Consider the following 23,323-nt stretch of genomic DNA (forward strand, 5'->3'; position numbering starts at 1 on the left):
CTGGTCGAGCAGCTTGCGGAACATCTCGACGCCCGTCACCGTCGTCTTCGAGGTCGGACGGATGCCGACGATCTCGACTTCCTCACCGACCTTGACAACACCGCGCTCAACGCGACCCGTCACCACCGTGCCGCGGCCGGAGATCGAGAACACGTCCTCGATCGGCATCAGGAACGGCTGGTCGATCGGACGCTCCGGCGTCGGGATATAGGCGTCCACTTCCGCCATCAGCTGGCGGACCGCATTCTCGCCGATCTCCTTGTTGGAGTCCTCGAGCGCCGCAAGCGCCGAGCCCTTGATGATCGGAATGTCGTCGCCCGGGAACTCGTATTTCGACAGAAGCTCGCGAACCTCAAGCTCAACCAGATCCAGAAGCTCCGGATCGTCAACCTGGTCGACCTTGTTCAGGAACACAACGATCGCCGGAACGCCGACCTGGCGGGCCAGAAGAATGTGCTCGCGCGTCTGCGGCATCGGGCCGTCGGCCGCCGAAACCACCAGGATCGCGCCGTCCATCTGCGCCGCCCCCGTGATCATGTTCTTCACATAGTCGGCGTGGCCAGGGCAGTCCACGTGGGCGTAGTGACGGTTCTCCGTCTCGTACTCCACATGCGACGTCGAGATCGTGATGCCGCGTGCCTTCTCCTCAGGCGCCGCGTCGATCTGCTCATACGCCTTGAACTCGCCGAAAAACTTCGTGATCGCTGCCGTCAGAGACGTCTTGCCATGGTCGACGTGACCAATCGTCCCGATGTTCACATGCGGCTTCGTACGCTCAAATTTACCTTTGGCCATCTCAAATTCCCTTGGGCGGCGTGGTTTTGGATTTCAGTTGCGGGGCGATTAACGACAAAGACCGCAAAAAACAAGCCCCTATCGCCCGGAGCACCGGGGGAGCGCAGCATATCTGGCTGATGCGGTACACCGATAGGTGGCAGTTCAGAGCCACTCGACCCTCCGGGATCAAAGCTGGGTGCTGCATTTCGTCCGATTTCTCTCGCGGACACATCAAACCGCCGACAGTTTATCACACACAATAGGGAAGAACTGATTATTCCACCGGCAACCCTGTCGGAAAAACGGGCCGGCGGGCCAGGCAACGCGCAGCGTAATCTCGTCGTCATACTCGGGTTGCGGAAACCGGCTAAACCGGCTCTACTGCGCGCTCCCACGAGAGAAGGTAATGCTCCACAGAACTCCGGACGACGAAAACGCCGACATCGACAGAGGCCGCAGGTCACCCCGCCGCTTTTCTCGTCTTCTCCAGGCCATGGCGGAGGACACGACCCGCGAGCGCATCTCGGTGAACGATCTGGTTCATGCCATGGGTGACCGCGCGTTCGGCGCCCTGATGCTGGTCTTCGCGCTTCCTAATGTTCTGCCCATGCCGCCGGGAACCTCCGGCCTGCTCGGGCTGCCGCTCGTCTTTCTCGCCGCGCAGCTCATGCTCGGCCAAAGTCCCTGGCTGCCCAAATTCATCGGAACCCGGTCGATCCGCCGGGCCGACTTTGCGGTGTTCATCGAGCGCGCCGCGCCTTGGCTGCGTCGAGCCGAGCGCTTGCTTCGCCCTCGCCTCCTTCCCCTTGTCAGCCCGGCCGCCGAGCATGTCATCGGGGCATTCTGTCTGGTGCTGGCGATCGTCCTTCTTCTGCCGGTCCCGCTCGGCAACATGCTTCCGGCCCTTTCCATCTCCGTTTTCTCGTTCGGCATTCTCGGCCGCGATGGCGTCTGGATCGTCGTCGGCGTGTTGCTTGCCGGCGTGTCCGCGATCGTCGCAGGTGGCGTGGTTTTCGCGCTTGTGAAAGGGGCGATCTTCCTCCTGACGCGGCAACTCTAAACCAGGCCGGGCGAGGAACTTTCCCCTCAGCGGCCCGTTCACGGGCTTGCGTTGAGGGATCGCCAGCATGGATGGACAAGCTCTGACCGTACTCGCCGTCGCGTTCTCGGCTGCGCTTGCTTCCACGGCCGGTGGTGTTATCGCCATCTATCTGCGGGCGGGCAGTTTCTTGCTTTCGATGGCCGTCGGATTTGCCGCTGGTGTCCTGCTCGGCACCTTCGCGTTCGAGATGGTGCCTAAGGCGCTGGAACAGTCCTCGCTCGTGATAACCGTCGGCGGCTTCGCTTTAGGATTTGCCCTTGTTTATGGTCTCGATCTCCTCGTGAACCGTGGTCGCATGGCCGGTGGTGAAGCCGACCAAATCGGCTTCGTCAGATCTTTCCATCGGCGCCACAAGCCTCATGGCAGCCAAGTAACGGTCCTTGCCGGCGCAACGAGTGCCGAGGAGCTGATCGAGGGCATCACCATTGGTGTGGGCGCCGCAATAGATCCCAGTGTTGCTTTCATCGTTGGCGCCGCGATTTTCATCGACAATATCAGCGAGGCCCTCAGCATCGGTGAACTCGTTCGCAAGGAAACCGAGAAGGGTTACAAATGGCGCATCCTGAAATGGACCAATATCATTGCTCTGTCGCTGTTCGTCTCGGCTATGGTGGGATGGTTCGCGTTACGCGGCCTGCCGCCCGGGCTTCTCGGTTTCCTTCTGGCCATAGGCGCCGGAGGCATGTTCTACCTGACCGTCACGGACCTGGTGCCCGAGGCAGAGGACCATCACTACCAGGAGTCCTCTGCGATCGCGATCTGCGCCGGCTTCCTCACGATCCTCATCTTGTCCGAACTGATGTAGTATTCGCGGGGGATTACGAAGTACCCTCCTGTTCCCTCCTGTGCGCCTCGATCTCGTCCAGCACCGCCTCCGGCGCGATATCGCTCTTTATTTCCCGGACTTCCCGGTCCGATAGCGGCAGCCTTGAATCCAGCCGGTCCGCGATCGCGGTGATCATCTCGGCCAATTTCGTCAGTTCATGCTCGGTGAGGAGGTTGATCTGCAGATCGAGGTCGGCTCGCTTGTCGGCCGCCGCGGCCATTCGGTTCTGACTGATGAGCACGAAGGTCGACAGGAATATCGCTTCTACTGAAGCCACCATCGCCAGAACGACGAAAGTGGGGTCGAAGCGCGGGACTCCGGGTATGAAACCCAGATTGGAAACGATCCAGAAGCCGTAGACAGCAAGATGCAGGTAGACGAAGCGCATGCTGCCGGTAAAACCGGTGATCGCATCCGCGATCCGCTCCTCCAGCTTTGCCTGCTCTGCTTCGTCGGCGCGTCGTTTCTCGATGGCTTCGATGTTGCGCTTGAGCGCGCTGCTCAGCTTGTCCGCGGGAGGTGGAGGCAGTGTGGGTGAAGTCATAATGGAACGTCCATGGGCAATCCGGCAGCCTCCTGCCGGATTGCGAAAACCGGAAACCTCGCCGGAATGTTCCTCGAGATGCCGCTTCCGGTCGTCAGGTCGAAGAAGGCGGCATCGGCGCCTTGGGCGTGCCGTGCAGCAGTGGATCGCCCTGGCTTAACTCTTCAACGACCTCGCCCAAAGGCTGCGGATCGGCTAGATATTCGAATTCGCCCTGCCCATCGGGCGACGGTCCCGCTGCCCAGCGCCCCTGCTGGCTTTCGGTACCGCCGGAACAGTTCCAGAACTGGTAGGCGACTTCCGCCATTTCCTTCTCCTGCGGGAAGCTCATCGGCACCGGCGTCATGTCGAGGCCATCTGCTTCCAATTCGGCTATGGCGGCCAGCCACTGGTTCTGATGCATGGTGTCGCGGGCGATCAGGAAGGAGAGCATATCGCGCACGCCCGGATCGTCCGTCAACTCATAGAGCCGGCAGACTTGCAGCCTGCCCTGCGATTCGGCGGTAACATTGAAGCGGAAGTCGGCCAGCAGATTGCCCGAAGCGATGGTGTAGCGCGCATTCCAGGGATAGCCTACGCTGTCGGTTGGGGTCGCTCCCTGTCCGGAAACGATCGCATGTTGCGGGTTCATGCCCGAGACGATCACGTCCTCCAGGCGCGAGCCGCCGAGCACTGCTCCGATCGCCGAATTCTTCGCCGCATCCTCCCTAGCCTCGACCGGCGAGGTCTCCAGGAGCCTGGCGATCATCGTTGCCAGCATTTCCACATGCGCGATCTCTTCGGTGCCGATGTCCAGGATCATGTCGCGGTATTTGGCGGGCGCGCGACAGTTCCAGCCTTGGAAGAGATAGGTCATCATGACGCTGATCTCTCCCCACTGGCCGCCCAACACCTCCTGCAGCTTTTTGGCGTAGACCGGATCCGGACGTTCGGGCTTTGCGTGATATTGAAATTGGTTCGTTCGAAAGAACATCATGCTCTCCTCTGGTTCGGGAAGGACCGCGGGCTGAAGCGGCATATCCTCGCGAACCTCGGCGGGTGCCGCATGTTCCCGGCACCCTCGAGCGAGCACAATTTATGATCGAGCCAAGTTCCGGTTATCGGGAGACGGTGCGAAGCGCGAAAACAAAGGGCGCCGCATGGGCGCCCGGTCCTGGAAAGCTGATTGGAGGCCTCGCCCGGAATCGAACCGGGGTGCAAGGATTTGCAGTCCTCTGCGTAACCACTCCGCCACGAGGCCCCTCGACGAAAACACAAGGTTTTTCAGTCGTTTGCACAGGACGTGAATTTTCATTCCGAAAAATCGCCTTTGCGCATCCCGAATAAGCGTTTTCAGTTTGTCCCGTCAAGGATCAAAAACCGATGTCCATGTTTTTCCTTGTTAGCGCCTTGATCAGCGGCAGATTCACCTTTTTTTGGAACTCCCAAGGGCAGTCATCCCATCAACGCCTGCCCGAATCCAGGCGGGCTCAGGCTGCTTGCAGCCACTCGTTGATCGTGACCGCTAGTCTCCTCCAGCAAAGACTGCTCGAGGATGGGTTCGTGGCTGCAACTCGAGAACTTTGGTCAGGCACGACCTAAGACACGGTTTAGCCACCTTATCGCGCACCCCTCGCGATCGTTCGATGCTCTCGATATGAGACAGGAGCACCTGTTCCCGTTCCTTAAGGTGCTGAAGTGTATGCTCCAGCCGGCAGATCGCTTCATCTGCGTCGTTGGAATATTCAGCCGGCATCCGCGATCGTCTGAGCGCGAACAAGGGGAGGACATCCCTTCTCACAAAAAACGCATTTGCATTCGAGCTGATGTCATATTCATAGCCAAGGCTGCTCATCTCAGATCGGAGTCTTCCCAGGCCAATATGGCCATACTCGATGCACATGACGAGCGGCCAAACCCGGCCGCCTTTCATGCCCTTCAGAACCTGCATCTCATGGCCTTCCACGTCGAGGACCAAAAGGTCGACTTGATCGATCCCCTCTTTATCCGTGAAATCGCGCCAAGTGATCGTGAGCACTTCGATCTCCTCTACCGTGCACCCGCGCGCCTTTAAGTCCGCCAGGTGATCCGGCGCGTGGGTTATAGACCCATTACCGAAATGCTCACCGAGATTAGGATGGTGCACGTGCCGAAAGAGAGACAACCCACCCCTATCCGAGAGGGCAAGCTGGAGATTGCGGGAGTTCGGGCGGTTGCGTTGCAACGCCGCAAATAGGGCTGGAACGGGTTCTAGATTGAAGCCGCTCCAACCCAACGATTCTTCGAAGAACTTGCATGAGCACTCGGTCAGGCCGTCAAATGCGCCGCACTCTACGAAGATACCGGAAATGCCTCGGTCGGGGAAATAGCGTTCAAATAGGAAGCGATCCACCGGAGGATCAAACTGTCCGTAGAACTTCATTCCCCATCTCCGCAGCCCGATAGGCTCCATGCCATATCTCAGGCGCGGGTGGAAGGCAGTCTAGCCTTTCTGGCCTGCTTTCTCGCCGGTGTGCACAACAGAGTTCGCTGACGATGCACGCCGTCAAGGATTGACATAGATTTTGCTGCTAAGGGGCAATCCACTCGCGCAGATCGCGGATGTTGGATCGAGCGATAGCGGTTTGCAGCATGTAGGCCCTTATAAGCAGCACGCGTGGTGGAAGCCTCGACATCGATAAGCGCGCTCGTCTTCGCACTCTTCTGCTCGATGGCCTGCCGGGTCTCCACGAATTTTGATCGAGTGCCCGCGAAAGCCTGCGCTTGCTCGATCATGAGGTATTCCGCCCTTCGACTTCTTCATCGTCGTATGGGGTCAGGTGGGGTGTACCCGGCCTCGATCTGTTCCGGGACGTCTGGACCGGGCAAACAGGCTACTCAAGCCAGCGGCTGCTACCGCGTCAAACGGTGACGGCTCATTCTGAACGATTTCCATGGTTCATTCAGAACGACGCCACCCGCCCGACCCAGACCTCAGCGTCAGTCCGCCTCCTGCTCCCTGGGGGCGGTATCCCGGCTGCCCATCAGGATATCCCGCTTGCCGACATGGTTGGGCTTGCCCACAAGCCCCTCCTGCTCCATCCGCTCGATCAGCGAGGCGGCGCGGTTATAACCGATGCCAAGCCGCCTCTGGATATAGGAGGTGGAGCATCTCTTGTCCCGCAGGACCACCTTGACCGCCTGGTCGTAGAGATCATTCCCGTCCTCGGACGCGATCGCACCCTTGTCGAACACGGCGCTGTCCTCTTCGGCAGCCTGCTCTTCCTCTTCATCCGCGGTGACGGTCTCGAGATATTCCGGCCGCCCCTGCGTCTTCAGGTGAGCGACAACCTGCTCCACCTCCTCGTCGGAAACGAAAGGCCCATGCACGCGCACGATGCGCCCGCCGCCGGACATATGGAGCATGTCGCCCTGCCCCAAAAGTTGCTCCGCCCCCTGCTCGCCCAGAATCGTGCGACTGTCGATTTTCGATGTCACCTGGAAGGAAATGCGGGTCGGGAAATTGGCCTTGATCGTGCCGGTGATCACATCCACCGAAGGACGCTGGGTCGCCATGATGAGATGGATGCCGGCGGCGCGCGCCATCTGCGCCAGCCGCTGGATCGCGCCCTCGATCTCCTTGCCGGCGACCATCATAAGGTCGGCCATTTCATCGACAATAACGACGATGTAAGGCATCGGAGCAAGATCCATTTCCTGCTCTTCAAAGATCGGTTCGCCTGTCGACCGGTCGAAGCCGGTCTGCACGGAGATGAGCACCGGTTCGCCCTTGTCGCGCGCCGCCGCGGCGCGCTGGTTGTAGCCGTCGATGTTGCGCACGCCGAGCCGCGCCATCTTGCGATAGCGGTCCTCCATCTCGCGCACCGCCCATTTCAGCGCCGTCACAGCCTTCTTGGGGTCGGTAACGACAGGGGTGAGCAGATGCGGAATGCCATCATAGACGGAGAGCTCCAGCATCTTGGGATCGACCATGATCAGCCTGCACTCTTCGGGCCGCAGCCGGTAGAGCAGCGACAGGATCATTGTGTTGATCGCGACCGATTTGCCCGAGCCCGTCGTGCCGGCCACCAGCAGGTGCGGCATCTTGGCGAGTTCGGCGATCACCGGCTCGCCTCCGATCGTCTTGCCCAGGCAGAGCGCCAATTTGTAGCCCGTCTTGTGGAAGTCGTTCGACTGGATGAGCTCACGGAGATAGACCGTTTCGCGCGAGACATTCGGCAGTTCGATGCCGATGACGTTGCGCCCCGGGACGACTGCCACGCGGGCCGAAACAGCCGACATGGAGCGGGCAATGTCATCGGCCAGATTGATGACGCGCGAGGATTTCACACCCGGTGCCGGCTCGAATTCGTAGAGGGTCACGACCGGGCCCGGGCGGACATGGATGATTTCCCCGCGCACGCCGAAGTCTTCGAGAACGCTTTCCAAGAGGCCGGCATTCTGCTCGATCTGTTCCTGGGTCATGTAGAAGCCCTGCCCCTCGGGCGCGTCCTGCAGCAGATCCTCGGACGGGAACTCGTAGGAGCCTTCCACGGACATGCGCTTCCGCGCCACCGCCCCAGGGCGCTTCAAGGAGGCCGGCGGGAAAGGCACGACCTGCGCTCCCGACTGGACGCGCTCATACGCCTCGGTAACCGGCCCGTCGGCATCGGCCGCAGCGGTCTGCGTTTCAGCCAGTTCCTCCGACGTGCAGGTGCTTACCTCCTGGCTCTGGATCTCCGGATCCCTTGCGCTGGCAGATGCAGAAGCAGGCCGGCACTCGATTACCTTGAAGAGCGACGTGATCTCGGAGGGCTGCCGCACGGGAATCTGGATCGGCCTGGTCGTGACAGCGTTCGCGCTCGATTTTGCTTCGGCTATCGGGGACTGCGCGGACGAGACGGTGTCCCGCTCTTGAGGGCCCTCGAAGGGCATCAGCTCGAAGAAGGCGTGATCGGAAAGGTGGGACCAAAGGGCCCGCCCCGACTGAGCCTGTCCAAGGGCTTGGCGAGCGAGAGGATTGGCGTTCAGGATCGCACCCGCCTGCCACTCAGGCCGATGTGAATGGGAGCCCTCGGCGCGCATAGTGGCGGCTTCCGCTGCCTGAGCCTGATCGAGCAAAGATCCAAACGGATATGCGCTGCGCGGCAGCGCAACCGATTCGAGCGGCGCATGCGTCTCGCCACCGGCATTTTCCTGCGCACCGATGTCTTCAGCCCGCACGGCTTCCTGCCGGGGTTCTGTATCCAGAACCTGCTCGGGCTCAGCCGGGCGACGCCTAATGAACTCTCGTTCCGGCGTGCGGGTGAAGCGCACATTGGGGGCAAGGAAAAAATAGCTTTGCCAGGGCTGATCCCGGAACTTCTCCTCCGATCGTTCCAGCATGGGATGCGCTGGAGAACCGGCTGCCTCCGCGCGCTGCCTTTCCAAAGGTCGGCCTTGCTGGACGAGCGCACGGCCTGCCACCTGCGAGGTGTCTTCACCAAAACGGCGGTGCGTTAGAGGTGGCCGCGCGGCTGTGTCGCTGCCCCTGCGATCATCTCTCACGGACTGATCCTGGTGCAAGCTTTGAGCGGAAAAATTCGACCGGGGAAAATGCATGACAATAGACTCGAATGCTGACGACGACTCTCCCCCTCGGTAATAGAAAATGAAGGTTAACAGCTTCCCTAAGAGAGGGCCCTGCCGAAGGAAAAATTCGGATAGAGGGAGCGCGGATAACCGAGACGTCACGACCGTAAGCGCTGGCGTACGGTGCGATTCTGACTGTAAAACAGATGCTTATCCCTGCGCGTTAAGCTGAGATGTCAGTTTAAGAAGGTTGCCGATCACTTGCGACCAGCTTCGGAGCGTCGGCGCTCCATTTCGGCCTGGTATTCTTCGGCCGACATATAGCCAGCATCGACCCATGCACGAATTTGAACTTCATCCATATCGCCGAGGCGAATTTGCGTTGAGGTAAGATGGCGATTTTTCGGTGCGGTTTTCATGCCTGCCAACATCCAATGCCCGTCTCTTATTCACCAATTAGCGGGCACTTAATGTTTGGCAATTTCCGGCAGATCAAAAAATGGCGATCCTCCTCGCCGGCTGGAGCAAGACGGGCTAACCGGTTATCTGCAGCCGGATAGTTGCGCCTCATACTGATTGGCCATCGCCGCGGCCCTCTCTGCAGCCTTTTTCATATGGGCGTTGTTCTTCCACACACCGCGTGCGTAGCCCCCATGGCCGGCATAATAGGCAAGGTAGAGGTTATAGGCGTCGTTAAGGGGAATGCCGTTTCGCAAATGGCTGCTGCGGTGATACCAGCCGACGAAATCCACCGCGTCGCTGAAGCGGTTGCGGTCAGCAGTCCAGCGTCCCGTTTCCTGCTTGTATTGCGTCCAGGTCCCGTCCAGCGCCTGCGAATAGCCATAGGCGCTTGATGCCCGCTTCCACGGTATGAAGCCGAGGATCTTTTTGCGAGGTGGCCTCGCATGGGCCTGATAGCCGGATTCCACCCGGATCGTAGCCATCAGTATAGGCACCGGAACGCCATAGGCTTGCTCTGTGCGCTTTGCGGCACTGTACCAATTGGCGAACCAGCCGTCCTTCTGGTCGAAAACGGCGCAGACATTGTTGATGTTGCGAGGGGTACTTGCACACCCGGCTAGTGCGAGCAGCAAGATGAGGGCCGCGGCGCGCATGGGCGAACACTCCACTTTTGCGCGGAGATGTATCGGGAGAATCCTAACATTCCCCTTAGGCAGGCGTTAACGATCGGGAAATCTGCAGGCTTCAGGCAAGCCGGATGACGCCGCTTGGAACGGGCGGCCCGGCAATCGCGCAATGAGGCTGAAGAAGAGTGGCTCCCCGGGCCGGATTCGAACCAGCGACCAACCGGTTAACAGCCGGTTGCTCTACCGCTGAGCTACCGGGGAATGCCTCGCTCTGAGCGTGTGGCGGAGCCTATAGCAAAGACATTCGAGCTTTGCAAAGCAGGTTTCTGCAATTTTTTCACAAAGTCCGAATTGACGCTTCGCATTCGGTGCTGCCTCACTACATATGGGTGACGCAACGAGGGCATCGCAAGAGCGCCAAACCAATAGAAAGCCAAGCAACGCATGCGGCAAAGCGAAACTCCTGAGAGCGGTGATCCCGGTAGAAAACATCATCACATCTCCTTTGCCGGGCGGCGGATTCGGATGCCCCGGTCGCGCGGAGCGCGAATCGCAATCGGCTCGATACTGATTGTGCTTGGCTTTTTCGGCTTCCTCCCGATACTGGGTTTCTGGATGGTGCCGCTTGGACTGTTTGTCCTGTCCTATGACGTTCCCGCAATACGAAGGTTCCGTCGCCGTCTGGAGGTGTGGTGGCATCGCCGAAGGCGCGAAAAATCGTCCTCCAGTTCGGCACACCGTTGACGAAGATCAGGCCCGGATAAGGAAAATGCACACCTTGAAATCACATTTTCTCCATTTCGGTGTGCAATCCGCAACCTTTGCGCCTATAGCGGCGTTTTCGGCCTGGAATTGCGGGACAGCAAAATAATGGGCGGGAACCAAATGCTACGCGGCAACCGGGACGTCTTGTCAGGGTCGTTTGAACATCGATATCGCCTTCTGGTAGAGGCGATCGTCGATTACGCGATCTATATGCTTGACCCAGACGGCTATGTGGTGAGCTGGAACCCGGGCGCCCAACGCTTCAAGGGATATAAGGCCGCAGAAATCATCGGCCACCATTTCTCGCAATTTTATACGGAGGAAGACCGCGCGGCTGGACTTCCGGAACGGGCCCTCGCTACGGCTGCCTCGGAGGGGCGTTACGAATCGGAAGGATGGCGCCTGCGCAAGGATGGTTCCCGCTTCTGGACGCATGCGATCATCGATCCCATTCGGGACCCTTCCGGCAAGCTGATCGGCTTTGCAAAGATCACCCGCGACCTTACGGAACGCAAAGCCGCCGAAGCCGCGCTCAAGCAGAGCGAGGCGCAGTTCCGCCTGCTGGTTCAAAGCGTTACCGACTACGCCATCTACATGCTCGACCCCAGCGGCCGGATCGTGAGCTGGAATGCCGGCGCTGAGAGAATTAAAGGCTATGACGCCAACGAGATCGTCGGGCAGCATTTCTCGCGATTCTACATGGACGAGGAGCGGGAAAGGGGCGAGCCGCAGCGCGGCCTTAGAACTGCCGCAAAGGAAGGCCGTTTCGAGAAGGAAGGTTGGCGCGTCCGCAAGGACGGTACACGCTTCTGGGCCAGCGTGGTGATCGATGCCATCCGCGACGAACGGGGGGAGCTCATCGGCTTCGCCAAGGTCACGCGGGACATCACGGAAAAGAAGGAAGCACAGCGCGCACTTGAGGAAGCACGGGAAGCGCTGTTCCAAGCCCAGAAGCTGGAGGCGATCGGACAGCTCACCGGTGGCATTGCGCACGATTTCAACAATTTGCTCATGGTGATTTTGAGCAGCCTCGATCTCTTGGTTCGCAGGCTGCCGGCGGAAGATGCACGGGTCCGGACCCTTGCCGATAACGCCATGCAGGCGGCGCAACGCGGCGCCGCGCTCACGCAGCGCATGCTTGCCTTTGCGCGACGCCAGGAACTGAGGCGGAGTGCGGTCGATATTCCGATGCTGGTCAACGGCATCAGTGAACTCCTCCAGCGTACGCTCGGCCCCCAGATACGGCTTGAATTCCGTTTTCCCGCTGCCCTTCCGAAAGTCCACACCGACGCCAACCAGCTCGAGTCCGCACTTCTCAATCTGGCGCTCAATGCCCGGGACGCCATGCCTTCGGGAGGACCGCTGATCATCTCCGCACGTGAGGAGTTCGTGGAGACGGGATATGTGCCCCGGCTCTCTCCGGGCCATTATATCTGCCTCTCGGTCGAGGACCGCGGAGAGGGCATGGACCAGGAGGTTCTCGCGCGTGCGACGGATCCATTCTTCACCACCAAGGGAGTTGGCAAGGGAACAGGCCTTGGCCTTTCGATGGTACAGGGGCTGGCGGAGCAATCGGGCGGGTGGCTGCGTCTCGACAGCAAGAAAGGGGAAGGCACCACGGCGGAGATATGGCTGCCGATTGCTACCGCCGAGGAACTGGCCGAAATCTGTGAGCCTGCTGCCGAAAACGCGGTACCGGATCAGCAAAGTCGACTGGTGGCCATGGTCGTCGATGACGACCCGCTGGTTCTCCTGAACACGGCGGCCATGTTGGAGGATCTCGGGCATACCGTCATAGAGGCTTCTTCCGGTGAAGAAGCCTTGAATGCATTGCGGCGAAAGAAGGATGTCGACATCGTCATCACCGACCAGGCGATGCCGGGCATGCGAGGTGACGAACTGGCCAATGCGATCAGGGCGGAGTGGCCGGACCTTCCGGTCATTATCGCGACAGGGTTTGCCGAGCTTTCGCAGAGCATCAGGGTCCAGTTCCCGCGTCTGTCGAAGCCCTTCAACCAGGAGCAGCTCGCAAGCAAGCTCTCTGAAGCGCTCGCTGCCCACGCCCTCTCCAGATAACGGCGGCCGAGTTCCCGTCCTGACCGGTTAGGCACCAAGGACCGAATTCCGAACTGCCGTTGCGGAATCCGTGGCTAAGACGCAGCGAGCGCTGCATCCGGCCGCGGCCACTCGGAGCCGCTGCACTTTCCGACATTCGCGTTTTCAATGGGGTAGGATTAAGCTATCCTGTCCGGGCATATCTAATGCGTATTGGGGGGCGGCACGGCGATCTGGGCCAACGCAGGCTCGGCACTCATCCCGAAGGGCGAGGAGGTGGATCCGGTGCGTTTCATACGTTTTCTTGCAGTCGTATTGATATTGATCCTTATTGTTGCGGCGGGGTTGTTTGCGATTGCCTGGCGCGGCGAGATCGAGCCTGTGGCTGCTGTCGATCCATCTTCTTTTAACGAGGATCTCGTCGCGCAAGGAGCACAGCTTGCCGCTGTCGGCAACTGCATCGCCTGCCACACGGTGCCGGGCCAGCCCGCCTTTGCGGGAGGCCTTGCCATCCCGACACCTTTCGGAACGATCTATTCCACCAATATCACGCCGGATCCCGAGAGCGGCATCGGAAACTGGAGCGAGGAAGCCTTCCAGCGTGCCATGCGAGAGGGGGTGGATCGCCAAGGTCGTTACCTTTATCCCGCCTTCCCCTATGATCATTTCACGCTTGTTACGGATGAGGACAACCGGGCACTTTACGCCTTCCTCATGACGCGCGAGCCGGTGCGCTCTACCCCGCCGCAGAATGACCTGCCCTTCCCTTTCAACATGCGGATGATCCTGGCCGGATGGAATCTTCTCTTTTTGGACAAGGGCCCGTTCCAGCCCGACACAGCCCAGAGCGAGGAGTGGAACCGCGGCGCCTATCTCGCCGAAGGCCTCGGCCATTGCGGCGCCTGCCATACGCCGCGAAACCGCTTTGGCGCCGTTGATTCCGACCGTCATTTTGCCGGCGGCGAGGCAGAGGGCTGGCAGGCCTATGCCATCAATGCCACCTCCCCCGCTCCCATTCCTTGGGACGCGGACAGTCTCGCCTTCTACCTGCGCAACGGCTGGCATGAGTGGCATGGCGTCTCCCGTGGGCCGATGGCTGAAGTCACAGGCAATCTAGGTCTTCTGCCGGACCGCGACATTGCCGCGATAGCGACCTATGTCGCCTCGGTCATGGGCGAACCCGACCAGACCCGCCGCGAGCGCGCCGAGCAGCTGAAGGCGGAAATCTCCCAGGGGCAGACGGCGGTTCAAGCTGCCCCGGCAACCGACACGCAGGCGGGCGATGCGCAGCATCCGGGGGCGGCGATCTACGCCAGCGCCTGCGCCGGATGCCATAATGGAAGCAAACCCCTGCCCTTTGGCGGACTGCGCTTTTCGCTCAGCACTGCCGTAAATGCACCCAACCCGCAGAACATAGTGAATGTGGTGCTCTTCGGGCTTCCACCATCGGATGGGGAGGCAAGTGCGGTAATGCCGGCCTTTGCGAATGTGCTCGATGACCAACAGATGGCCGACCTGCTCGCTTACATGCGCGAGCGGTATTCGGAGGCGCCTGCCTGGGAGGACGTCGCGGACCTTGTCGCCCGCACCCGCTCAGGTCAGTACAAGGTGGCGGTTCGCCCTGCTGACGGCATCGAAAGAGGGCCGGAAAATGTCGGCGCCAGTGGTGGCGCGGAGGATGCGGAGGATTAGCAATGGCGATATCCCTGAATGTTAACGGCGAAACGCATGAGATCGATGTCGATCCTGCGACGCCGCTTCTCTATGTGCTGCGAAACGATCTGGAGCTGAACGCAGCCAAGTTCGGCTGTGGCCTCGGGCAGTGCGGCGCCTGCACGGTGGTGGTCGATGGCGAGGCGGTGCTGTCCTGCGTCACCCCTGTGTCCTTGATGGAAGGCCGCGAAATCACGACCGTGGAAGGGCTCGGCACGATCGAGGAGCCCGGGCCGCTGCAGGCCGCCTTCATGGAGATGCAGGCAGCCCAATGCGGCTACTGCATTCCGGGCATGATGATGAGCGCCCATGTGCTGCTCAGGAAGAACGCGGAACCCAGCGATCGGGAGATCCGCGACGCGCTTATGACGAATCTCTGCCGCTGCGGCACGCATATGCGCATCCTCGCTGCGATCCGCCGTGCGGGCGAACTGATGCAGCAGGCATCTGCCCCGACCGAGAGGAGGGCTGGATAATGACCATTATTCCCAAGGACGAGTTCAACACGCAGGGTCGCAATGGCATCACCCGCCGGCGTGTCCTTGTTGGTACCGGTGCGCTGATCGTCAGCTTCGCCATCGCCCCGCATGTGTCGGCACAGCCGCAGCCCGCGCCGCCCGCCGCAGCGCCCGAGCCTCCCCAATTGCCCGGCAGCCTGAACGACGCACGTCGCCTTGATTCCTGGATTCGCATCGATGCCGAGGGCGAGATCACGGTGTTCACCGGCAAGGTGGAGCTTGGTCAGGGCATCAAGACGGCATTGCGGCAAGTAGCTGCCGAAGAGCTGGAGGTGGAACCCGGCGAGATCAACCTCGTCACCGCGGACACGGGACGCACCCCCGATGAGGGTTTCACCGCCGGCAGCCAATCCATGCAGAATTCCGGCACGGCGATCCGGAACGCTGCGGCGCAGGTCCGGGAGATCCTGATCACCGAGGCCGCGCGCCGCTGGAACGTGCCGCGCGAAACGCTTCGAGCCGAGGCCAAGAGCATCGTAGCCCAGGACGGCCGGACGATTGGCTATGGCGAACTCGTCACAGATCAACTGCTCGCAGTCGAGGCGCAGCCGGAATCGCTGCTCAAAAGCCCGGACAAGCTTCGCGTAATGGGCCAGTCGCTGCCCCGCGTCGATATCCCCGGCAAGGTCACCGGCGGTGTGGCCTATGTCCAGGATCTGCGGCTGGAGGGCATGCTGCACGCCCGCGTCGTGCGCCCGCCGAGTCCTTCCGCACAGCTGCAGGAGGTGGATACCGCAGCGGTCGAACAGATGCCGGGCGTGGTCTCGGTGATCCGTGACGGCAGTTTTCTCGCGGTAGTCGCTGAAGGTGAGTTCCAAGCGATCAGCGCCATGCGCGCTCTACAGCAGGCGGCACGCTGGACGGAACAACCGGTGCTGCCCGACCAGAACAATCTGCAGGCATTCCTGGAGGCCACCAAAGGTGACATTGGTACCGTGGCCGAGGAGGGTTCGCCCGAGGTCACCGGCAAGATTTTCGAGGCAACTTTCCGGCGCCCCTACCAGATCCATGGCTCCATCGGTCCTTCCTGCGCCGTCGCCCATATGGACAATGGCCAGCTCACCGTCTGGTCGCACACCCAGGGCGTCTATCCCGACCAGGAAGCCATTGCCGAAATGCTGGGCATGGACATCGCCCAGGTCCGTGTGATCCATATGGAAGGCTCCGGTTGCTACGGTCACAACGGCGCCGACGATGCAGCCGCGGATGCGGCCTTGATCGCCTCCGCCGTACCGGGACGGCCCATTCGGGTGCAGTGGATGCGCGAGGATGAGCATGCCTGGGAGCCTTTCGGGCCGGCGATGCTGACGAAGATCCGCGCCGGCGTGGGCGACGACGGGCGGATCACCGGGTGGAACTACGAGCTTTGGAGCAATCTTCATTCCTCTCGCCCCGGCGGCGCAGGCAACCTGCTCGCGGCGCGGCATAGGGCACAGGCTTTCGCCGTTCCGGCCCCGCGATTCAATATCAGCCAGTCCGGCAATGGCGATCGGAACGCCAACCCGCTCTATGTCTTCCCGAACCGCCGGGTTCTCTGGCACTATGTGCCGGAAACGCCGCTCAGGGTCTCGGCGCTGCGCGCGCTGGGCGCCTATGCGAACGTCTTCTCCATCGAGAGCACGATGGACGAACTCGCACTCCTCGCTGGCACGGACCCGGTGGAATTCCGGCTGCGCCACCTGGAAGATCCTCGTGCCCGGGCTGTTGTGGAAAGGGCGGCGGAGGAGTTCGGCTGGTCTTCCGGCGCGCCGAAAGGTGACAGAGGCCGCGGCTTTGCTTTCGCGCGCTACAAGAACCATGCAGCCTATCTGGCCGTCGCGCTCGAACTCGAACTTGAGCGCGAAACTGGCCGCACCCGCGTTTCCCGCGCCGTGGCTGCGATCGACAGCGGCGAAGCGGTAAACCCCGACGGCATCCGGAACCAGACGCAGGGTGGCATCATCCAGGCCACGAGTTGGACGCTCTTCGAACAGGTGACCTTTGACAACACTCGCGTCACCAGCACGGATTGGTCGAGCTATCCGATTTTACGTTTCCCAAGCGCACCGGATAGCGTGGAGGTCCACGTGATCGATTCGCCGGGACAGCCCTTCCTCGGAACCGGAGAGGCGGCCCAGGGTCCGACGCCCGCCGCGATTGGCAACGCTTTTCGCCAGCTGACCGGCGTGCGGCTTTACGACCTGCCTTTTACGCGCGAGCGGGTGAAGCAGGCGATCGGCGTCTGAACGATCGAAATTAAGTCGAAGATCTCCCTCCTAGCGGGGGAGATCCGCCGCGCGCTGCTGCGCGATCCGGACTATGCGAATTAGGCCTGCGCCAAGCAGATTTCGTCAAAACTTGCGGCTAACGAAGTTCGATCCCTCCAGACCGAATCTCCATTCCATCTCGGCCGCCCGCGAAATTCCGATGCGCGTGCCCGTCATGAACGGGGCTCTTGCATTTGCAAGGCAAAGCCTGAACGGCGGCTCGGCGAGATTCAGCCCATCCAGGGATCGATCGATACCGAGCGCTTCCCCTACCCGCCCCGGGCCGGAACAAAGCTGTTTCAGCGAATCTGTCCGCCGGCGTTGCTGCATAAGACCAATGCCCATTGTAGGCTGAAGGGCACGTATAAGGACCGCGCTACCCGGCAGGCAGACGAAGTTCAGGCACCAGTGTATCCCGTAGGAGCGGTAAATATAGGTATGAGCCGGGGGACCGAACATCGCCTTGTTGCGAGCCGTGGGACCGCGAAAGCTGTGCGAGGCCGGATCCTCCAGCTCATAAGCTTCCGTCTCCACAATGATGCCACCCGTCGGGCCGACTAAGAATTCCGCTCCGATCAGGTCTTTTGCAACGTCGATTGCAGAACGTGAGAAGAAGGTGGTGAGAGACATAGCTGAACGAAAGGCCTTTGCCTTCGATTGCAATAAGGAGGCTGGAGAGGTCAAGCACGAACGTGTGAACGATCGTCTCGTCTTGCATTGTGGAAAGCTTTTACACCAGACCGAACTACTCTATTTTATGAAGCAACGATGGAGGTGTCGTGTAGCGGCATGACGGAACTCTCGTGCAAGCCCAGATATGACGACCGCCGGACAACTCGGCAAAGTCCCCGGGACGAAGGGAAGCGAGGCTTGCGGAAAAGCTACCCGCCTCGCAATTATCGATCTTGACCCTGCGAAACGATATTTCCACTGGTCTAAAGCGCACCGCTGGCAGATTGTGGCCCGCGGCTGCAGCCGACACGAACGATAAGCGCTCGTCAAGGTCGCTCCTTCGAGCGCTCGCGGTGCTGTTGCTCCTGGGGTTCGTGACCCTCACTGCTTTGCTTGTCTGGGCGCTGCAGGACGTGCCCTGGCGCGATGTCGCCAGCGGTTCAATCGGGGCTATGCAAGCTGAAGAAGCCAACTCTGGATCTCCCGCCGAGCAAAACGGCTATGCATCAAGAGCGGACTTCCCGCCGCATCTCGTCGATGCCGTGCTCGCGGTTGAAGATCGTCGTTTTTACGACCATTTCGGCCTCGATTTACGCGGCATCGCCAGAGCGGTGGTGAGCAATTTCCAGGCCGGCGCGATCGTGCAGGGCGGGAGCACGATTACCCAGCAACTCGTCAAGATCGCCTATCTGCGCCATGACCGCACGTTCAAGCGGAAAATCCAGGAGGCAGTGATCGCCGTGTGGCTGGAGCAAAGACTCGATAAGGACGAAATCCTTACCCGCTACCTCAACAGCATCTACCTTGGCGCAGGTGCGACGGGCATGCCAGCCGCGGCGCGTGTGTATTTCGACAAGAAGGTAGAAGATCTCGATCTTGCCGAATCGGCACTGTTGGCCGGCCTGATCCGCGCCCCCTCAATGCTCAATCCATTGGAAAATCCGGAAGGAGCCGTCACGCGCGCCAATCTGGTGCTCGATCTCATGGTTGCGGACGGAAAGCTGACCGCGGCTGAGGCCGAGACTGCAAAAAGACGCTACGGGGAGCTGGTGTTATCTCCGGGATCGGACAGACGCTCCACCATCTTGCCGGCTGGTTCGGGAAGCCCCGCGGCATGCAACGTCAACGCCTGTGCACGGGCTTATCGTTCGTTCCACCCGTCAGATTGCACGTACCAGCCCTATAGCGGCCCGCGCCGGCTGTGCGAGAAATAGGCCTATACGCGCGAAACGAAATCCGCAGCAATGCGCAACTCGCGCAACGGGCGTACCTTGGCCGTTGTCTCGGAATAGATTGGGTGCGCCTTGTAAGCGGCCAAGGCAGCCTCGTCGCGGAACTCCCCATAGACCACGACGTCTACCTCGGTCCCGAGTTGGTCCACCTTGCGATTAATTCCTATTTCGAAGAAATCGCTGTGCGGAATCTGGCCCAGCCCACGCAGATGTTCGGCGATCAGATCGACATCCTCCTGATTCCTGGCACTGAAGAAAACGATGTGACGAATCATGTGGTCGCCTCCTAGGCTGGGTGTCGCGGGCAAAGGCGCCCTCATGCGGAAGAAGTCAAGCGGGACGGATCGTAGCCTTTGCCTGATTTACATGCCGGCCGTGTTCGGCCGCCGCTAGCCCACCTCAGGTCGGATGCCAATGTCCGTGCGGTCGACCACCTCCCGTAAAGCGAAGGCAGAGACGATCTTGATGACATGAGGCATCCCGCTCAGCCAATCCTTGTGGATGCGTTCATAGTCCTCCAGATCGCGGGCCGCGATGCGCAGGATGTAGTCATACTCCCCCGACATCAGGTGACAAGAAAGGACATTGGGGCAACGCTTGATCGCCGCCTCGAAGTCGCTCAACGTTTTCTCGAACTGACCTGAAAGTGAAACATGCACGATCACCGTCATACCGTGGCCGAGCGCTGCGTTGGAAATCTTGGCGTGATACCCCTTGATGAAGCCGGCCCGCTCGAGATTGTCGAGTCGCCTGGAACAAGCCGATTGCGAGAGACCTACTCTTTCCGCGAGAGCCGCATTGGGCATGCGGCCGTCTTCCTGGAGCGCACTTAAAATTGCAATATCGATCCGATCTAAAGCCATTTTTCGCAATTCCTCCCGTGAAATGTTATCGGAGCGCAAGAATTCGCGGTACCGACGGGGATGGGTCAATATATTCGCAAGGACCTTTCGGGCCCTTTGTGATTTCCTAAAACCGTCGAATTACGGCCGGCTGGAGGCAGCAATGCGTATCGGATGTCCCAAGGAAATCAAGAACCATGAATACCGCGTCGGACTGACACCGGGCGCGGTGCGCGAATATGTTGCTCATGGTCACGATGTTCTCGTCGAGACCGGTGCCGGCACCGGGATTGGAGCCGATGACAATGCCTATAGGATCGCCGGCGCTAAAATCGCGAAGACGGCTGAGGAGGTTTTTGCCCGCTCGGACATGATCGTGAAGGTGAAGGAGCCGCAGCCCTCCGAATGGGTGCAGCTTCGCGAAGGTCAAATCCTCTACACCTATCTCCACCTTGCACCGGATCCCGACCAGACCAAGGGGCTGATCGAAAGCGGCGTGACGGCCGTTGCGTATGAAACCGTAACCGACGATCGCGGAGGACTGCCATTGCTTGCGCCCATGTCAGAGGTAGCGGGACGGCTTGCCATTCAGGCCGGCGCCGCTGCGCTGCAAAAGGCAAATGGCGGGCGGGGCGTGTTGCTGGGAGGCGTGCCCGGTGTCCTCCCGGGAAAAGTATCCATCATCGGTGGCGGAGTCGTCGGGCTTAACGCGGCCAAGATGGCCGTAGGTCTGGGAGCTGACGTAACGGTCATCGATCGTTCGATTTCCAGATTGCGCCAGTTGGATGATTTGTTCGGCGGGCGTATCCACACGAGATATTCGACCGTTGAAGCCGTCGAAGAGGAATGTTTTTCAGCGGACTTGGTAATCGGCGCCGTGCTGATTCCCGGTGCGGCCGCTCCCAAGCTGGTCACCCGCGAAATGCTATCCGGCATGAAGAAAGGTGCCGTACTCGTGGACGTCGCAATCGATCAAGGCGGCTGTTTTGAGACTTCGCGTCCAACCACACACTCGGACCCGACCTACGAAGTGGACGGAATCATCCATTATTGCGTTGCGAACATGCCGGGGGCGGTGCCGGTCACGTCTGCGCACGCCCTCAACAACGCCACCCTGCCCTTTGGCTTGCAACTTGCGGACAGAGGTCTTCAGGCACTGGCGGACGATCCGAACCTGCGCAACGGTCTCAATGTGCATAAGGGCCGCATCACCAACCGTGCGGTTGCGGATTCCCTAGGCTACGAAATGATCGAACCGAAAGCGGCCATTGCTGCATAGGAAGACCGGAAGGCGTCAGCCGTCCGACCTCCGAAGCCAATGATCCGCTAGCGCACGAAATCATCGATCCTGCGCAACGTGACGCGGCGGTTCTCCCAATTTTCGTAAGGAGTCTGCACGAGCAAGGACTCCTCTCCATAGCCGACCGTCTCGAGCATACGGGAAGGGATACGGAAGCGGCGGACAAGGAGATTCTTCAGCGATTGCGCGCGCGCTTCGGAAAGGGGCAGATTATAGTCCTGTGAGCCGACAGCATCAGTATGGCCCTCCAGGAGGATACGCGTCCCTGGCCGACGGCGCAGTATCTGGCGCAAAGCAGAGGCTATGCGTTCCACCTTCTGATATTGCGAAGGCGGGATATCCGCGGAGTTGAATTCGAAATTGATCGCCTGAATGTCTATTGAAGGCGCGCGCCGGCGCAGATCCGGGCGTCTCTTCAACTGTTCGACGGTCACCCTTTCTTCAGGCCTGACGCGCTGACGAGGTGCGGCATCCAAGCGGCGCAGGATCTGCGTCTCCGAAGGCATCTCTGCCTGCGCAAAAGCCGACGGAGAAAGAGCGGTCACCGTGGCAGCGGTGAAGCTCGTGAAAATGAAAGAGCGGCGATTCAACATAATATGCTCCGAACATTGATACGGGCGGCATCATGCTGAGCACAGCTGAATCGCAAATGCACGGGACCGGCAGAACGCCTGGAGGGCCTTAATGAAGAAGCACGTCTGCGCGCGCTTCAGGGGAGAGCTCACGTACCGTCTCTTCCTTCCGCCAGATCGGGGAAAAGCCGAGCTTCTGGTAAAGCGGCAAGGCGGCCGGGTGGTCCAGAGTGCACGTCTCCACCGATACCACCCGCGGCTGGTGTTCCCAACCTGCCTGGATTGCCGCTCCCAGGAACCACCTCCCAAGCCCGCACCCGATGGCGTGGGGCATCAGCCCGAAATGGACGAGACGACATTCCTGTTCGGTAATCCGCCGCAACTCGAAGAAGCCGGCCGGTGCCCCGTCCATGTAGAGAACGCGGATATCGGTTCTGGGACTATCCAGCCTTTCCTTGAGATCCGTGTCGGAAAGCGTCAGCGCTGCGGTCCAGTGCCAATCCCTGCCGACACGGTCGTAAAGATAGCGATAGAAATGAATGGGCATGGAACGGCATTTGAGGAGCGCCAAATGCATCCCCATCGGTGACGGCGGATATCGCTGCGGCTGAGCGTCCATCCGCAGATGCGTCACAACCGCCGTCAGCGTGCGGGTACGGGAGTTCGGCTTCCCGCTCATTTCTCCCCCGTCACCACCGGCGTATCCTGCTGCTTTCCCCACTCGCTCCATGAACCGTCATAAAGACGATTGTCCCTATGGCCGAGTGATTCGAGCGCCAAGGTAATGACGGCCGCCGTCACACCCGAGCCGCAGGACGTCACAACAGGCGTGGAAAGATCGATTCCCGCCGCCTCCAGGCGTTCGCGCAGGCGGTCGAGCGGCAGAAACGACCCATTCTCGGCAAGGGAGGAGGAAGGAACATTCACCGCTCCGGGCATATGGCCGCCGCGAAGGCCGGGCCTCGGCTCGGGCTCGGTTCCGTTGAAGCGGCCGGACGCGCGGGCATCGGCAATCTGCGCTTCTCGCCGCTCCACGATGCCGCGCATCTCCTCGAGGAGAACGACGCGGTTTGAATCGAATTCCGAAACGAAGGCGGACGGAGCGATCTTGGTCTGCTCGCGCGTGACCGGCCGGCCCTCGGATCGCCACTTATCGAAGCCGCCATCGAGCACGAACACTTTCCTCGCACCCATGATGCGAAACAGCCACCAGACGCGCGGAGCGGACATAAAGCCCGGACCGTCATAGACGACGATGGTGTCGTCCTTCGAAATTCCCATCGAACTTGCATGGCGCTCGAAGGTCAACGGGTCCGGCAATGCATGTGGCAAATCGGACTCGGGATCCACCACCAGATCCTGATCGAAGAACACCGCGCCGGGAATATGCGCAGCGTCATACTCGGCCCGCGCGTCGCGGCCTGGAAAGTACCAGGACCCGTCGATGATCGACAGTCCTGGACTGCCAAGGCGCTCTTCGAGCCAATCGGCGGACACAACAAATGGACTCTTCTCGCTCATGCCATCTACCTGGGATGTTTG

Annotated in this window: 22 protein-coding genes and 2 tRNA genes; 9 read left to right on the forward strand and 15 right to left on the reverse strand. The window is 60.4% G+C overall.

Annotation, left to right across the window (positions count from 1 at the left end; translation table 11 throughout):
* The coding region (locus CHEJ32_RS25180) for an elongation factor Tu (RefSeq protein WP_028032971.1) at positions 1-795 on the reverse strand (795 nt) is incomplete at its 3' end.
* Positions 796-1,183: 388 nt separating this feature from the next.
* Between CHEJ32_RS25180 and CHEJ32_RS0117355 the strand changes: the two genes are divergently transcribed.
* Entirely contained in the window at positions 1,184-1,837 is a 654-nt protein-coding gene (locus tag CHEJ32_RS0117355) for an exopolysaccharide biosynthesis protein (RefSeq protein WP_028034922.1), read from the forward strand.
* 67 nt (positions 1,838-1,904) lie between these two features.
* Entirely contained in the window at positions 1,905-2,684 is a 780-nt protein-coding gene (locus tag CHEJ32_RS0117360; RefSeq protein WP_028034923.1) for a ZIP family metal transporter, read from the forward strand.
* 13 nt (positions 2,685-2,697) lie between these two features.
* On the opposite strand, the gene CHEJ32_RS0117365 is transcribed toward CHEJ32_RS0117360, so the two are convergent.
* The 8 genes from CHEJ32_RS0117365 to CHEJ32_RS0117400 form a co-directional block, all read right to left on the reverse strand.
* Positions 2,698-3,249 carry a DUF1003 domain-containing protein gene (locus CHEJ32_RS0117365; protein ID WP_028034924.1) on the reverse strand — a complete coding sequence of 184 codons (552 nt, stop codon included), beginning with the start codon at positions 3,247-3,249 and terminating at the stop codon, positions 2,698-2,700.
* A 94-nt stretch (positions 3,250-3,343) separates the two neighbouring features.
* The gene (locus tag CHEJ32_RS0117370; protein WP_028034925.1) at positions 3,344-4,222 is read right to left on the reverse strand and encodes a manganese catalase family protein; all 879 of its coding nucleotides are present in this window, start codon (positions 4,220-4,222) and stop codon (positions 3,344-3,346) included.
* Between the two features lie 193 nt (positions 4,223-4,415).
* Positions 4,416-4,489 (reverse strand) — tRNA-Cys (locus tag CHEJ32_RS0117375).
* Between the two features lie 264 nt (positions 4,490-4,753).
* Entirely contained in the window at positions 4,754-5,650 is an 897-nt protein-coding gene (locus CHEJ32_RS0117380) for an FkbM family methyltransferase (RefSeq protein WP_028034926.1), read from the reverse strand.
* 557 nt (positions 5,651-6,207) lie between these two features.
* Positions 6,208-8,808, reverse strand: a complete 2,601-nt coding sequence (locus CHEJ32_RS0117385) for a DNA translocase FtsK (RefSeq protein WP_028034927.1) — start codon at positions 8,806-8,808, stop codon at positions 6,208-6,210.
* Between the two features lie 227 nt (positions 8,809-9,035).
* On the reverse strand, positions 9,036-9,197 hold the full coding sequence (locus CHEJ32_RS27220; RefSeq protein WP_156936733.1) for a hypothetical protein: 162 nt from the start codon (positions 9,195-9,197) through the stop codon (positions 9,036-9,038).
* 123 nt (positions 9,198-9,320) lie between these two features.
* Entirely contained in the window at positions 9,321-9,893 is a 573-nt protein-coding gene (locus CHEJ32_RS0117395) for a transglycosylase SLT domain-containing protein (RefSeq protein ID WP_028034928.1), read from the reverse strand.
* A 159-nt stretch (positions 9,894-10,052) separates the two neighbouring features.
* Positions 10,053-10,127, reverse strand: a tRNA-Asn gene (locus CHEJ32_RS0117400).
* 183 nt (positions 10,128-10,310) lie between these two features.
* Between CHEJ32_RS0117400 and CHEJ32_RS27780 the strand changes: the two genes are divergently transcribed.
* The 5 genes from CHEJ32_RS27780 (at position 10,311) to CHEJ32_RS0117420 (ending at position 17,142) form a co-directional block, all read left to right on the forward strand.
* Positions 10,311-10,610 carry a hypothetical protein gene (locus tag CHEJ32_RS27780; RefSeq protein WP_084032843.1) on the forward strand — a complete coding sequence of 100 codons (300 nt, stop codon included), beginning with the start codon at positions 10,311-10,313 and terminating at the stop codon, positions 10,608-10,610.
* A gap of 141 nt (positions 10,611-10,751) precedes the next feature.
* Positions 10,752-12,707: a PAS domain-containing sensor histidine kinase gene (locus tag CHEJ32_RS0117405; RefSeq protein ID WP_028034929.1), complete on the forward strand. Its 1,956-nt coding sequence runs from the start codon at positions 10,752-10,754 to the stop codon at positions 12,705-12,707.
* 264 nt (positions 12,708-12,971) lie between these two features.
* The gene (locus CHEJ32_RS0117410) at positions 12,972-14,378 is read left to right on the forward strand and encodes a cytochrome c (protein ID WP_028034930.1); all 1,407 of its coding nucleotides are present in this window, start codon (positions 12,972-12,974) and stop codon (positions 14,376-14,378) included.
* A gap of 2 nt (positions 14,379-14,380) precedes the next feature.
* On the forward strand, positions 14,381-14,875 hold the full coding sequence (locus CHEJ32_RS0117415) for a (2Fe-2S)-binding protein (RefSeq protein ID WP_028034931.1): 495 nt from the start codon (positions 14,381-14,383) through the stop codon (positions 14,873-14,875).
* Positions 14,875-17,142, forward strand: coding sequence for a molybdopterin cofactor-binding domain-containing protein (locus CHEJ32_RS0117420; RefSeq protein ID WP_051469727.1), 2,268 nt, complete (start codon positions 14,875-14,877; stop codon positions 17,140-17,142). Before CHEJ32_RS0117415 ends, CHEJ32_RS0117420 begins: the two co-directional genes overlap by 1 nt.
* A 105-nt stretch (positions 17,143-17,247) precedes the next feature.
* On the opposite strand, the gene CHEJ32_RS0117425 is transcribed toward CHEJ32_RS0117420, so the two are convergent.
* A complete protein-coding gene (locus tag CHEJ32_RS0117425; RefSeq protein ID WP_028034933.1) occupies positions 17,248-17,793 on the reverse strand; it encodes a DNA-3-methyladenine glycosylase in 546 nt (181 codons plus the stop codon).
* Positions 17,794-18,188: 395 nt separating this feature from the next.
* Between CHEJ32_RS0117425 and CHEJ32_RS25185 the strand changes: the two genes are divergently transcribed.
* Positions 18,189-19,049, forward strand: coding sequence for a transglycosylase domain-containing protein (locus CHEJ32_RS25185; protein WP_371179809.1), 861 nt, complete (start codon positions 18,189-18,191; stop codon positions 19,047-19,049).
* Between the two features lie 2 nt (positions 19,050-19,051).
* On the opposite strand, the gene CHEJ32_RS0117435 is transcribed toward CHEJ32_RS25185, so the two are convergent.
* Together CHEJ32_RS0117435 and CHEJ32_RS0117440 are read right to left on the reverse strand one after the other, a co-directional pair.
* A complete protein-coding gene (locus tag CHEJ32_RS0117435) occupies positions 19,052-19,342 on the reverse strand; it encodes a Dabb family protein (RefSeq protein WP_028034935.1) in 291 nt (96 codons plus the stop codon).
* A gap of 114 nt (positions 19,343-19,456) precedes the next feature.
* Positions 19,457-19,930, reverse strand: coding sequence for an Lrp/AsnC family transcriptional regulator (locus CHEJ32_RS0117440; RefSeq protein ID WP_028034936.1), 474 nt, complete (start codon positions 19,928-19,930; stop codon positions 19,457-19,459).
* Between the two features lie 142 nt (positions 19,931-20,072).
* On the opposite strand from CHEJ32_RS0117440, the gene ald reads away from it, so the two are divergent.
* On the forward strand, positions 20,073-21,188 hold the full coding sequence (gene ald, locus CHEJ32_RS0117445; RefSeq protein ID WP_028034937.1) for an alanine dehydrogenase: 1,116 nt from the start codon (positions 20,073-20,075) through the stop codon (positions 21,186-21,188).
* Between the two features lie 47 nt (positions 21,189-21,235).
* On the opposite strand, the gene CHEJ32_RS0117450 is transcribed toward ald, so the two are convergent.
* The 3 genes from CHEJ32_RS0117450 to sseA all read right to left on the reverse strand — a co-directional run bounded on the left by CHEJ32_RS0117450 (position 21,236) and on the right by sseA (position 23,302).
* A complete protein-coding gene (locus tag CHEJ32_RS0117450; RefSeq protein WP_028034938.1) occupies positions 21,236-21,802 on the reverse strand; it encodes an OmpA family protein in 567 nt (188 codons plus the stop codon).
* Between the two features lie 88 nt (positions 21,803-21,890).
* Positions 21,891-22,460, reverse strand: coding sequence for a GNAT family N-acetyltransferase (locus tag CHEJ32_RS0117455; RefSeq protein WP_028034939.1), 570 nt, complete (start codon positions 22,458-22,460; stop codon positions 21,891-21,893).
* Positions 22,457-23,302, reverse strand: a complete 846-nt coding sequence (sseA, locus tag CHEJ32_RS0117460) for a 3-mercaptopyruvate sulfurtransferase (protein ID WP_028034940.1) — start codon at positions 23,300-23,302, stop codon at positions 22,457-22,459. Before sseA ends, CHEJ32_RS0117455 begins: the two co-directional genes overlap by 4 nt.
* Positions 23,303-23,323: the final 21 nt, after the last annotated feature.

This window comes from Chelativorans sp. J32, assembly GCF_000518985.1.
GTDB lineage: Bacteria > Pseudomonadota > Alphaproteobacteria > Rhizobiales > Rhizobiaceae > Chelativorans.

Excerpts from the sequence above, each read along its gene's own strand:
- CHEJ32_RS0117365 (WP_028034924.1), bottom strand. The coding sequence starts at position 3,249 with ATGACTTCACCCACACTGCCTCCACCTCCCGCGGACAAGCTGAGCAGC.
- CHEJ32_RS0117435 (WP_028034935.1), bottom strand. The coding sequence starts at position 19,342 with ATGATTCGTCACATCGTTTTCTTCAGTGCCAGGAATCAGGAGGATGTC.
- CHEJ32_RS0117405 (WP_028034929.1), top strand. The coding sequence starts at position 10,752 with ATGCTACGCGGCAACCGGGACGTCTTGTCAGGGTCGTTTGAACATCGA.
- CHEJ32_RS0117415 (WP_028034931.1), top strand. The coding sequence starts at position 14,381 with ATGGCGATATCCCTGAATGTTAACGGCGAAACGCATGAGATCGATGTC.
- CHEJ32_RS0117420 (WP_051469727.1), top strand. The coding sequence starts at position 14,875 with ATGACCATTATTCCCAAGGACGAGTTCAACACGCAGGGTCGCAATGGC.
- sseA (WP_028034940.1), bottom strand. The coding sequence starts at position 23,302 with ATGAGCGAGAAGAGTCCATTTGTTGTGTCCGCCGATTGGCTCGAAGAG.
- CHEJ32_RS0117360 (WP_028034923.1), top strand. The coding sequence starts at position 1,905 with ATGGATGGACAAGCTCTGACCGTACTCGCCGTCGCGTTCTCGGCTGCG.
- CHEJ32_RS0117450 (WP_028034938.1), bottom strand. The coding sequence starts at position 21,802 with ATGTTGAATCGCCGCTCTTTCATTTTCACGAGCTTCACCGCTGCCACG.
- ald (WP_028034937.1), top strand. The coding sequence starts at position 20,073 with ATGCGTATCGGATGTCCCAAGGAAATCAAGAACCATGAATACCGCGTC.
- CHEJ32_RS0117380 (WP_028034926.1), bottom strand. The coding sequence starts at position 5,650 with ATGAAGTTCTACGGACAGTTTGATCCTCCGGTGGATCGCTTCCTATTT.
- CHEJ32_RS0117425 (WP_028034933.1), bottom strand. The coding sequence starts at position 17,793 with ATGTCTCTCACCACCTTCTTCTCACGTTCTGCAATCGACGTTGCAAAA.
- CHEJ32_RS27220 (WP_156936733.1), bottom strand. The coding sequence starts at position 9,197 with ATGAAAACCGCACCGAAAAATCGCCATCTTACCTCAACGCAAATTCGC.
- CHEJ32_RS0117385 (WP_028034927.1), bottom strand. The coding sequence starts at position 8,808 with ATGCATTTTCCCCGGTCGAATTTTTCCGCTCAAAGCTTGCACCAGGAT.
- CHEJ32_RS0117370 (WP_028034925.1), bottom strand. The coding sequence starts at position 4,222 with ATGTTCTTTCGAACGAACCAATTTCAATATCACGCAAAGCCCGAACGT.
- CHEJ32_RS0117440 (WP_028034936.1), bottom strand. The coding sequence starts at position 19,930 with ATGGCTTTAGATCGGATCGATATTGCAATTTTAAGTGCGCTCCAGGAA.
- CHEJ32_RS0117355 (WP_028034922.1), top strand. The coding sequence starts at position 1,184 with ATGCTCCACAGAACTCCGGACGACGAAAACGCCGACATCGACAGAGGC.
- CHEJ32_RS0117395 (WP_028034928.1), bottom strand. The coding sequence starts at position 9,893 with ATGCGCGCCGCGGCCCTCATCTTGCTGCTCGCACTAGCCGGGTGTGCA.
- CHEJ32_RS0117455 (WP_028034939.1), bottom strand. The coding sequence starts at position 22,460 with ATGAGCGGGAAGCCGAACTCCCGTACCCGCACGCTGACGGCGGTTGTG.
- CHEJ32_RS27780 (WP_084032843.1), top strand. The coding sequence starts at position 10,311 with ATGCGGCAAAGCGAAACTCCTGAGAGCGGTGATCCCGGTAGAAAACAT.